Source organism: Glaciecola sp. SC05 (assembly GCF_041380235.1).
GTDB lineage: Bacteria > Pseudomonadota > Gammaproteobacteria > Enterobacterales > Alteromonadaceae > Glaciecola.
This window is the reverse complement of the sequence record NZ_JBGIYY010000008.1, coordinates 1-11,876: the sequence shown is the minus strand read 5'-3', so window position 1 is coordinate 11,876 and position 11,876 is coordinate 1. Positions and strand designations below refer to the sequence as shown.

Below are 11,876 nucleotides of genomic sequence, written 5' to 3'. Positions count from 1 at the left end.
TGTTTATCCTTTAAATTCCGTAAGTCTCAAACGCATTATTGTCATTATTTACTTGCTGCTGTTTCCAATCTATTAATGCCCAAGCATCTCGTTTAACTTCCTCGGCTTGGCTGTTGAGCCACTCATACAACCTAAACCACCAAAATTTCCATTCCGTCGATTTTAAATCTATAGGTTCACGTCTTGACTTTCTCTCGACTTGGTCGCAAAAGTCCTTAAAGTCTTCCGGAGTGCAATCGCCAGAAATATATTCACAAAAGTTAGACACGATTCTTTCGCTCACTCGCTCGGGCACTTGATACAAATCTACCCAAGCTTTAATCATCTCCCTTTCATCAGGTGTCGCTCTGAAATATGTGATTTGAGCTGAGCGTAGGGGGTTGCTGTTACCATCAGCAGCATAATCATCTAATTGGGCAAAAACAGGTTTAAGTCTTACTTTACGGTAAAAGCTTTGCGTGAGTGGCGGCAATGGATAAAAGGCCTTTCTTCTCGTTGTTCCATCATAGAGAGCATCCTTTGCGCCTTTAGCTTTACTATTGCAAATATGACAAGTGGGTATGAAATTGTCGGGATGACATGAAAATGTGGGGTACTTATCTTTACATAAGAGGTGATCATAGTCCGATACCCATTGATCATCGTCATCTACATTAAATCTGTTATGTGAAAGTGCAGCTGTACCGCATAAATAACAAAGTTCATTGTTCAAGCGAATGTATTGTTGATAATGCTCTTCAATAGACTCGGTGGTTATACGAATAATTCCTGCAAGCTTTTTTGTTCTAGTAAAAAGGTGAGTAGTCAGGTTCTTAAGGGCATCGGATAAACCTTGCGGTTGAACTCTCGGAATAACAGCCGCTTTATCGCTGAACAATAAGGAAACATCTTGGCTGTTGTTTATTAAATCGAAAAAGGCTTGTTTATCAGCTTGATTCGTCGGCAACTGATCCCAAACAGCTTTAAACTTCTTTTTCGTTGGGGTGTTGTCCCAGCATTCTTGACCAATAGCATCCGAAAATAACTGTCGGGAAAACCTATCTCTAGTGATACTAGCTTGGAGGAAGAACAAAAGCTCACAGTTAAGACATTCAAATATCTTACTTCTTGGAGTATTAGAGTCTAATGGGAATAACATTAGTTTTGGAGCTTCCGCAATAGATATGCTTTTTCCATTGACTCACCAATATTTTCAGTAATCCATGTCACAGCCGCTCTGTGCTCATCGGGCGAATTATTCTTAGGCAAGTGCGCTTTAATATCCTCAACAACGGTTTGAGAGATCAATGACTGTAAGTCAAAGTATTCCCTAATTAACACGTCAAAAGAAGCACCGTAAGTTTGATTTTCAACCTGATTCATCGTTATTAAACCATTGTCATTTCGTTCAAATCGGTAAACTTCTGTTTTGCGTAAGGACGAAATCATGAAAGGCGAATGCGTGGAAAGAATTGTTTGAGAGCAGTCAGTCCAAGCTTCATCAACTTCGTTTGCTGTTGCCAGATGTTGGTGAAAATAAGTACGCCAAGAAGGGTTTAGGTGTGTTTCAGGCTCATCCATAATAAACAATGCTTGCTCATCTCTAAAAATTCGAGCAGCAGCAAGGATTTGGATTAACTGAGCCTCGCCATCAGATAAGTCATCAAAATTTATACAACTCCCTTGTTGATCTGATAACTCTAGCCGTTCAACGGAAAGGGGTAGCTTTGTTTTAAGTGGTTTCTTCACTGTTTCGAAAAAATTGGTCTGCCTCAACTTTTTAAGATTATTACCGCCCCAGTTTTTTACTCCTAATAGTTGAAGCTTGTACAAGCGCTCAAACAAGCGAAGTGGCTCACCATAATTTAAATCAAAAAGTCGTTCTCTGACGTCTTCTCGCCTCATATCGAGCGATATGATTCCTTCTAAGAAATCCAATTCATAAAGGTCAAATTGCTCGTCAGACGTTCTTTGACCAATGCCTTCAACGCAGTCATCACCGCCAGCTCTTATCAAGAGTTTAATATCTCGTATCGAGTCTTCCCCAACTATTCCTGCATTCAGTGAGTAACGCAGTTTAATGAGCGTCGGTGTATTGTGGTGCACCTCAGTTAAAATAGAGCCAATTTCAGCTGAAGGTAAGATGGAAAATGCCACCATAAGCAAAGCACAGCAATCGTAATCCATGAACAGATTACGTGGGATTGGTGTATCGGATTCTTTTAGTAAATGGAGATTGTTGAGATCTTCATCGTAGTCTTCTGGCGCAGAAAAAATATGTTTGTTTCGCTGTAAATAGCGTTTGTTAATGTTGGCGACTTCAGTCTCATCAACATTTCCTGCCAATTCTTTGCGGCGATTGCCACGGATTCGCATTACATCGAAAAACTGAACGGCAGTTTTCATAAAACTACGCTGTAGGTTCTCATTCAATCCAGACGAATATCCGACGAGTCGTGGTATTGGGAATTGGTATCCCTCAACTGGAATCGGCTTCCAAGTATCGCCTTTTTTAACACTTAGAGTGACTTGTCCTGAATGCAGTATGTCAATTTTCAGCGTTTGTTCATCTGGTTCATCTAAACCTGGGATCAAGTCAAGAGGATAATTGAACATACTCATACCATCTTCTGAGAAAATGCTGTAGACAACAGAAACTTGGAAACCCAGTGAGGACTTCACCTTGAAGTCTTTTCGCATGTACCGCTCGAGATACGAAAAAGTTTCGCCGATTAATTCAAAAAGTTGGGACTTGCCAGAACCGTTTAAACCAATAAATGCAAGTAAACGTCCTTGGCTGCCACTAAAATCAAAAGTATCAGATCTTAGGCCTTTATACTCACCATCCAAGGTAATGCTTAAGAGCTTCATGCTATCCCTTAACCTTTGTAGCTTTTACTTTCCTTTTGGGTATTTTGGCCTCTCGCTCAGCTTTGATTTTTGCTAGCAAAGCTTCGGCGCTGTTGTCGCCGCTGATTAAATCAGGGTTAGCATCTCGCCAGTCGGTGGTGAGCTCGCCGCGAAAGGCTTTGGCTAAAATGGATTGAGTGAGATTATTGACCCGCTCTAATGCTGCATTGGCTTTTTGTTCGATGCGGTCGGCAAAAGCGAACAACTCTTCAACGCGCCGAACGATTTCGGTTTGTTCTTTTATTGAAGGAAGAGGAACATCTAAACCTTTAACAGAAACTTGATTAATAGTATTTTGTCCGGCACTGGTAGAAAGGCTACTCTGTAAATATGAGCGACCTGATCCTTCATTAGCTACATAGATAATATACTTAGCTAAGACCTTATTTTCATCTAGACGCAAACGAATGAAATGGTCACAAAACCCTTCAGTTTCATCTGCCTTTTCATATCGAATAAATTTTCCTGCAAGGTCAATACTGCCATTAACTCGGATGATTAAAATATCATCATTGATTAATGAGTACTTCTCAGTCTCTTTTGCATTTAGTTTGATCTTCCGTTCTTTCCCATAAATTCTCGAAGCATCTTTAAAGTCAGCAAGTCTCAAAATTGTTGTCTCTGCGCCGTCTTTTCCACTTCTTTTAGAAAGTCCATTTGCAGAAGCTGTTATTAGCTTTTCAAGTTTTATATCGCCCCACCCCGAGTAACCTTTATTCTCCCGCCACTCCTCGGTCAACTTGCCACTCACAGCAGACGTGAGGACGGATTGGCGGAAGGTTTTTAGGATTTGTGGGATGCTGTCGAGGCGGGCTTTGATGGTTTCCACCTGCACCAGCAGGGTATCGAGTTTATCGGCGATGACTTTTTGTTCTGCTAATGGGGGTACGATACATCTTAAATCCTTTAAAAATTTACCTGAAATAGCCCTAAATGTAGTACCAGTTCCCTGTTCACTCATCCAAGGCTCAATGTTTCGGAAATAATATAAAAGAAATTTATAGTTAAAAGTATCATTACTAACTGATATTGCTGCTAAGCCTCTCCCTATAGCCGTTTCTTGATTGGCAAGGTTTGTCGGTCCAACAGGCGCGCGAACTGAAAGTAGAATATCATTAGGTTTGGCTAATTTTTTTGGAGAAGTACAGTATTTACGAACGCTTGGATAGAGCTTACCAAACTCAGCTTTTCCTTGAAAAAAAGCTATACCCTCTCCAGTTTGATTAACATCGTTACTAGATGGCGATTGCCCCATATTTAGAGTAGCAATTGCGGGAAGGTTAGCTTTTTTCCATTCTGCAGGTAAATTATTCTCACTCATCTACTAGTCCTTTCCAATGCCGCCAACAACTCATCCAATTCGCTCATCGCCGCAGCCAATTCATCTTTAGCTTCTGCCGCCAATACACTAGGCTCAGGCAAATCCGCAGCATCAACACTGTCTTTGTCTTTCAACCAAGAAATATCCAATGAGTCGCCTTTCGTTTTACTAATCCAGTCTCTAGCAAAACAACGCCAGCGGCTGTGGACTAGTTTGTCATCAACGCCTTGGTTCTCAGCTACTTTGGTTTTATCTACGCTGATTTCTTCCGCACCGAAGCTGTATTCTCCTTCTATTCGTTCACTAGTGCCGTCAGCTTTTTCACCGTATGCGTATTCAAAAGGTTCAAGGTGTTGCTTTCCGAATGGCGTACGTTTTCCAAAACTAGGCATGTTAGTACGTAAGTCATATACCCATACGTTTTTAGTGCAATTTTCATCTTGGAGCTTGTCGGTAGCGCTACCTTTATTGAAGAACAACACGTTGGTTTTAACACCCGCAGCGTAAAAGATGCCCGTAGGAAGTCGCAGAATGGTGTGCAGATTGCATTTGTTCATTAGGTCTCGGCGTACTTCTGCGCCAGCGCCTGCTTCAAACAACACGTTATCAGGCAATACAACTGCGGCACGGCCACCGGGTTTTAAGTTGCGGTAAATATGCTGCAAAAATGCTAGCTGTTTGTTGCTTGTTGGGTATGTGAGGTCATCACGTGTAATACTGGCATCGCCACCTTTACTGGTGCCGAATGGAGGGTTGGCAAGAATAATATCGGCTTTGGCTAAGCTCGCTCCCACTTGCCCTAAAGCATTCCCTAAGTGCACAACACCTTCGTCGTCGCCTTCCATGCCATGTAACAAGCAGTTCATTAGGGCTAAACGGCGGGTAGAAGGCACGAGCTCTACACCAATAAAGGCTTTATTCTTTTGAAAGTTCTTTTCTTTCTCGCTTAGGTCATACAAGTCATCAGTATGGTCTTTAATGTACTGGTCTGCGGCAATTAAGAACCCACCTGTGCCTGCTGCTGGGTCTTGCACTATTTCACCTGCCTTGGGCTTAATGCATCTTACTATCGAGTCAATTAAGTCGCGGGGGGTAAAGTACTGGCCAGCCCCCGATTTGGTCTCGTTCGCATTCTTTTCTAGTAGACCTTCATATAAATCACCTAAGCCATCTTTTTGCACACTAAACCAATCAATTTGATCGAGGGTTTTAATCATCTGCTCTAAATGACGCGGCTCCCGTAATCGGGTTTGGGCATCGGCATAAATGGCGCTAATGAGCGGGTCTTCATGAACTTGATTCCCTTCAGCGTCTTTTCCTGTGGATAGACTTAACAAAATGCGCTTGTAGTCGTTTAGTAGGTTAATGCCCGACAATTTGTTTAAGTCTGACCAACGACAGCCTTCAGGTAAGGTATGTTTGTCTAGCGTTTCTGCCTCGGTGTTTTCATGCACCATTTTAATAAAAAGCAATAAGACTAACTCGGTTACATAGTCGCTGTAGTTAATGCCATCGTCGCGCAATACATCGCATAAATTCCATAGCTTTTGCACGATACTGTTGTTGTTCATAGGTGTTCCTAATTATTAAGTTTAGCTACGCTAGTAAATTCAGGCGTAAAATTCAATTTCGTTATTGTCTAGGGTCATTAGTTGCATGAGTTTTGGGTGCACAAAAAGCTTTTCTTTACCTAAATTTAGCTCTCGCAGCACACCAATGTCGACCAGTTGTTTTAAATATACAGATGCGGTTTGGCGTTTAGCAATGTCTTTATCTACTAGGTTAGCGATGCGGCAATAGGGTTGTTCAAAAATCACTTGCACCAACTCAAAACTGTAGATTTTGGGTAATTTTGCCTTAATATATTCACTCGTATGCTCAATCAGCATATTAATTGCCGCTATTTTCGCTGTCGTCCATTTCGCCATTTCACCCACGCCCTTTAACATGTAGATGATCCACGCTTGCCAGTTTGCGTCTTTGGTAACGCCATTGAGCAATGCGTAATATTGCGATTTGTTCTGCACAATGTAGCGACTCAAATACAAAATTGGCAGGGTTAATAAGTCTTGTTCTATCAAATAGAGGATGTTTAATATGCGGCCCGTTCGACCATTGCCGTCATGAAAAGGATGTATGGCTTCAAACTGGTAGTGACTGATTGCCATTTTAATGAGCGGATCCAAACCATCGTCAGCATGCAGAAATTGCTCCCAGTTACTTAGTAGGTCACGGATTTGCTTTTCACCTACTGGTGGTGTGTAAATAATTTCACCACGGTTGGGGTTGGCAATAACAGTGCCTGGCACTTTGCGTACATCCATTTGAGTGCCTTTTAAGGTACTGCAAACCTCTATTGCGGTGCTGGTACATAAAGGCCGATGTGTTAATCGGGTAAAGCCCTCGTTTAAGGCAGTGCGGTAACGCAAGGCTTCTTTGGTGGCAGGATCGGCCTGACTGTCTTCCTGTGCATGCTGAAATAACTTGTCTGACGTGGTGAGAATGTTTTCAATTTCAGAGCTGTCTTTTGCTTCTAACATAGGTAGTAGGTTAATAAGCAGGCCTTGATTGGGTAATAATGCTCCGGCCTGTTTAAGTTCGGCCAAAGCAGCACGGGCAGGAATACACGCTTTAAGCACAACAACAGAATCAGCTACCTCTTGTGCAGGCGGCAAGGGTGGTAGTTGGTTGAACGGGACATCAGCCTGCCAGGTCATGTTTATTTTTTCCTACTTTATCGACATAAAACGAGTATATGTCGATGTAGTCGACACGTAAAGAACTTATGTCGATAAAATGAATATATATCGACATGACTAAACCTATATGTATACTTTTTTAGGTTTTCTATACTTGAACTTTAAATGTAAAACTAAACTCAGATGTAAATTTAACATTCTTATTAAAGCGAACTTTCAGGCCCGCTAATGTGTAAGCCAATATTGCATACTGCGTAGCTTAAGCCCACATTGCATCACTTAACTCATCTAACACCAGATCAAGCTGATTCACCAATACCTTATCTAACTGCTTGGCACCGCCATGTTCGGCAAAACGTTGGTTTACAAAATCGCGGTCAATAATCACCTCATGGGTAAGTTGTTTCGCAAGGCGCTCTAGCCATTTGCGTTGCGCAGGCAACCAATTGTGTTGGCTATAGATGACTTGCATAGCGTTTGCGACTCGCTGCTCAAAGGGAACTAAGGCTTCACCTAATGCGGCGCGGCGGATATGGCCGATGATACTGGCGGCAATGTCTTGGTTTGTTTGACTGCGCACGGCACTTTGTAATTTGGCCTCAGAGTAACCAGCACCATCTAGCAATAACTTAATTTCCTTGAGTTGCTCTCGGCTTAAATTACGGGGTTTATTAATCACTACTGCGAGCGCGACCGACTTATTAAGCTGGTCTTTAATAAACTGGTTAAAGCTATCTAGATAGTCTTCTGGCTTCTTATAAATTCCGTAACTTTGAGTACGATCCTTCATTTCATCAATATGTTCTGAAATGATTGGCCTGTATTCAGTGCCCATCATGGCCGCTACTTCATTGAGTTGTTGAAGGAGTCCAGTGTGCTTTTGCACGAATTGGTTCGCTTGTTTAGGTCCAATTTCATGTAAATGTTTGTGGAGCTTTTTGGGCTCAACACCCCATAGTTGCTCTAGCTCGTCGAGCTTTTGTTTAAGCTCGGGTTTAAATTCAGCCTTTTTATTCGCTTTGCGTAGCACTCGCATTACCTTCTGGCTCAATTGGCTGAGTATAACGTCTGCTTGAGTCTCACCTTCTTGCTCACCAGGGCTGTTGAGTGCTTTCTCTAAGTGGTCACCGTCGGTGAGCTCATCCACTAATTGTTCAAGTGTAATATTGGGGTCTTTCACCAGTGGCTTCATGGTGTTAACGGCTTGCAGAGCAGCATAAATATCGACAGGGTCATAAATACGAAATACAGTTTTGCCAATTTCATCACACCGGCGAGTCGCACGACCAATCATCTGCTCATACAAAATGCGCGACTTCACTCGGCGCATAAACACCAAGTTGCATATTGTGGGCACATCTATGCCTGTTGTAAGAAGATCTACGGTAATGGCGATGTTGGGGTAACGTTCATTTTTATACTGGCGAATGAGTTGGCTGACTTTATCGCTTTGTCCGGTTATTTTAGCTACCGCAGCTTGGTTATATTCTCCGTTATACAAGTCCTTAAACGCATCGTCTAAAAGCCGTTTGACCATATCTGCATGCAAATCAGTGGCGCAAAAGATCATAGTTTTCTCGTCGCTAAACGGGTCAACTTCCATCGCCAACTGTGCACAAATCACTTTATTGAAGTTTTCGTTAATTACACGGCGGTTAAATGCGTCTACTTCAAAATTGAGCTCATCTTCGAGTTCGTCAGTTTCTATTTCACCGGTACCGATGTTGATACTGCTAACAACATCGCCTTTTTCAAATTGAATGCCTTTTTGGGTAAGAAGAGTTTCATAACGTATTGGAGGCTCATGATCGATTAACCAATCATCAGCAACCGCTTCACGATACGAATAGGTGTACACCGGTTTACCAAATACTTCACTGGTATGTTTGGCTGGTGTCGCGGTTAAGCCTATTTTTACTGCATCAAAATAATCCAGTACCCGGCGATAGGTTGACAAGTATTGGCTAGCATCACGAGTCGCTAACTCGCCTTCTGTCATGTCTTGATCGAGGGTGTAACCTCTGTGTGCTTCATCAACAATGATGCAATCAAACTGGTCCACCGGAGGAGGGTTGTCAGACATAAACACACGCTTAACCATGGCTTGCACTGTCGCAACTTGTATTCTCGTTTCAGCCTCGGCAGCCATGTCGCCTAGTTGTGCGATGTTATAAATTTTAGAAAGCGTTTGATTTTGTTCAAGCGGCGCTTCTTGAAAGGTGTCGATGGCTTGCTGCCCAAGTGCTGTTCGGTCAACCAAAAACAGGATGCGCTTGAATCGCTCTGTTTTAAGAAAACGATACATAAGGCCAAGAATCGTTCTTGTTTTGCCTGTGCCGGTTGCCATGGCTAATAAACAGCTTTGCTGATGATTTAACAGCGCGCTTTCCACGTTCTTAATCGCGAGCTCTTGATAGTCACGTAATTTTAAATAGGCAAAACCTTCTTGGCTTAGCTGTTGCTCTGCCAATTCTTTGCTGCGTGTAAGCTTATCTAATAAGCCTTGCGGGCTATGAAAGTTGTTTAAAGGTTTAGCAAGGTTGCTATTGCTTCTTACATCTCTAAACCATGTTCCAGAGTGCTCGGCTAATTGCTTAACGAACGGGCGCCCATTGCAGGAATATACAAACGGCACGTAATAGTGTGTATCTTCTGCAAATTGCCATGCTTCAGGTAAGCCTTGTAATTCCCATGCAGGTAGCATCTCGGGGGTGTTTTGAAAGCCTTTGGAATATCTCTCGGCCTGCCCGATTTTGCCCGCTACATTGGTGTTTTCTTTTTTAGCTTCAACAATACCGATAGGAGTTAAGCCGCAAAACAGAACATAGTCTGCATATCCCTTTTTGCCTTTGAGCTCGGTTGGCCATTCGGCAATGGCTAAATTTTTGCCTTTTTGGGGTCTTACCCCTTTTTGATAAGTTAAGCGCTGGGTATCAGCCTCCCAACCGGCATCGACAAGATGCTGGTCGATCACTATACGGGTGACTTCCTCATTTAAATATAAAGCTTTGCTGGCTTTACGTAATTGAGCGCTGTATACCTTTTGCTGCTTTTTAGATTGCTCTTGTTGCTCCGCAGGCGCTTTTTCCAGTTGCTCTTGCAAGTCGGCTATTTTACTTTCAAATTGTTTGATTTGTTGCGCGCGCTGCTGCTCTTGCAGAGCTAACTGCTGTTGGTAGGATTTCGCCTCCTTGTCCATTTCTTCGGCCAGTTCGAGATATTCTTCTTTTTCAAGCTTGATGAGTTCATTAAGCTTTTGGTCAGATTCTAACTGTTGGTTAGCTTCTACTAACTGGCTTGATAGCTGCTGAATCTGATTCTGTAAGTCAGTTAACTGTGCACTTGGGTCTGGTGGTGCAACAAAAGGACCCGGTTTGAAGTTATCTGCATTTTTTGCAAAGGCACGATGAAACCAAACGGCAAGACCGCGCGCCACTTTTAAACCATCTAATGCTTCTTTGTGTTTGGTCTTAAACTGGTGAGTGGCTCTATTGCCTTCTATTCTGAGAGTATGAAACAAGTCCTTAATTTGGGGCTCAAAACCTATTTCGCGATGAATTTTGTAAAGCAAATCTGACTGTGACGTTGTGTCATCAAACACAATACCGCAACGTGCGGCAATTTCTTGTGCGAATGCTTCACCCAATTGACGAAGTTTAATTAAGGTGGTGTTAGGGTCAGCAGCGAAGGCCTGTTCAGCATTAACGGCAAGTTGAAAGAACATTGGGTCATGCTCTTTTAGGAACCCGAAGTTTGATGTCACATTGATTGTCAAAATACTACTCTCCATGTCAATAAACCAAATGACCTTTTACCTTAAAGCGACTTCCATCATCTGCCAAATGCACTCTGACTAAACAGACTATATCAGGATTTTAAAAAACCTCATCCTACTTTGGCTGTCTCTGTTTAGATAAAAATGCATGCCTAGAAAGTCACTGCCAACGATGTTAAGCGGGTCCTAGCATTAAGGCTGTTTAATTTACCATCATTGTTCCAAACGCTCTACCTACTATCATAAGCCTCAATAACCGACTCGCAAAATGCCTTGCCCGCGCTCGATAAAAAGTAATGGTTGCTGCTGGTTTCAAACGCAAAGCCCCTATTGGCTAAGTACTCAATCGCTTTAAACCAATTGGGTATTTTGAGCGCCTTACATATTGCACTGTATTCATCGTTCTTAGCAATCTCTGTAATGTCTCTATCGTTAAAGCCAAGTGAGTCAACGCTAAGGTTATCGATGCTGCGGCCCGACATCTCAAAATGCCGAGCGAGTACAAGTAAAATGGATTGTGTTTTAAGCGCATGCTCATCGGCTTCGTCTTCATCATTGTCTGATGCACTGCTAATGAAAAAGAACTCACCCTGAGCGTTATGCTCCAACTGCTTGCCAATTAAACGGTACAATAAAGAAAATTCATCAACGTACCTGAACAAATAGGTATAGTCTTTATCTTCAAAACTGCTCGACTTAAGCTTGCTATAACCGAGTTTAGGAATGACTTTTCCTTGCGTAAAGCGTTGATAGATGCGAGCGCTAATATGCTGGTTTAAATGTGCAAAGCTCAGCTCTGAGGCTTCTGAAAGTTGGTCAGTCATGCATTTTGCCCTCGCTCATTGTAATTTCTGATTCACTTGCTTGCGTCGGCACGTCACAGCGAATTTTTCGATACTGATATATCTCGTTATTGTGCTCTGCCGAAGCAAAATGATTAGTATGTTTTAGATGCACTGTTGTTGGCTTGTTAGCAAAGAACTGAACACCGGAGATGAGATCAAATAGATGATAGTCTGGGAAGTCATCTTTTAAACGCTGGTGCAATATTTTGGTCAAATCGTTGGTATTGCGCAAGGTAATGGTAGACAATACACTTTGTAACGCATAAAAACGCTGAATACGCCGTTCAGAGGCTGCATCATGGCTGCCTTGCGCCATCACCGCACTCAAATCGCCGAGCACGTCAATA

8 protein-coding genes are annotated in these 11,876 nt (G+C 42.5%); all 8 read right to left on the bottom strand.

Translation table 11 applies throughout. The annotated features are described in order from the left end of the window. Positions 1–10: 10 nt before the first annotated feature. Entirely contained in the window at positions 11–1,138 is a 1,128-nt protein-coding gene (locus AB9H30_RS08680) for a hypothetical protein (protein ID WP_371194270.1), read from the bottom strand. Continuing rightward, positions 1,138–2,850, bottom strand: coding sequence for an AAA family ATPase (locus AB9H30_RS08675; RefSeq protein WP_371194269.1), 1,713 nt, complete (start codon positions 2,848–2,850; stop codon positions 1,138–1,140). The genes AB9H30_RS08680 and AB9H30_RS08675 overlap by 1 nt, the downstream gene beginning before the upstream one ends. Before the next feature lies 1 nt (position 2,851). Next, the gene (locus AB9H30_RS08670) at positions 2,852–4,210 is read right to left on the bottom strand and encodes a restriction endonuclease subunit S (protein WP_371194268.1); all 1,359 of its coding nucleotides are present in this window, start codon (positions 4,208–4,210) and stop codon (positions 2,852–2,854) included. Continuing rightward, the gene (locus AB9H30_RS08665) at positions 4,207–5,781 is read right to left on the bottom strand and encodes an N-6 DNA methylase (RefSeq protein ID WP_371194267.1); all 1,575 of its coding nucleotides are present in this window, start codon (positions 5,779–5,781) and stop codon (positions 4,207–4,209) included. The genes AB9H30_RS08670 and AB9H30_RS08665 overlap by 4 nt, the downstream gene beginning before the upstream one ends. A 39-nt stretch (positions 5,782–5,820) precedes the next feature. Beyond that, the gene (fic, locus tag AB9H30_RS08660; protein WP_371194266.1) at positions 5,821–6,927 is read right to left on the bottom strand and encodes a protein adenylyltransferase Fic; all 1,107 of its coding nucleotides are present in this window, start codon (positions 6,925–6,927) and stop codon (positions 5,821–5,823) included. 241 nt (positions 6,928–7,168) lie between these two features. Next, complete coding sequence (gene hsdR, locus AB9H30_RS08655; RefSeq protein WP_371194265.1) at positions 7,169–10,633, bottom strand: type I restriction-modification system endonuclease; 3,465 nt, start codon at positions 10,631–10,633, stop codon at positions 7,169–7,171. A gap of 281 nt (positions 10,634–10,914) precedes the next feature. Then, complete coding sequence (locus AB9H30_RS08650; RefSeq protein WP_371194264.1) at positions 10,915–11,508, bottom strand: hypothetical protein; 594 nt, start codon at positions 11,506–11,508, stop codon at positions 10,915–10,917. Then, a partial coding sequence (locus tag AB9H30_RS08645; RefSeq protein WP_371194263.1) for a hypothetical protein occupies positions 11,501–11,876 on the bottom strand: 376 nt, incomplete at its 5' end. The genes AB9H30_RS08650 and AB9H30_RS08645, both read right to left, overlap by 8 nt.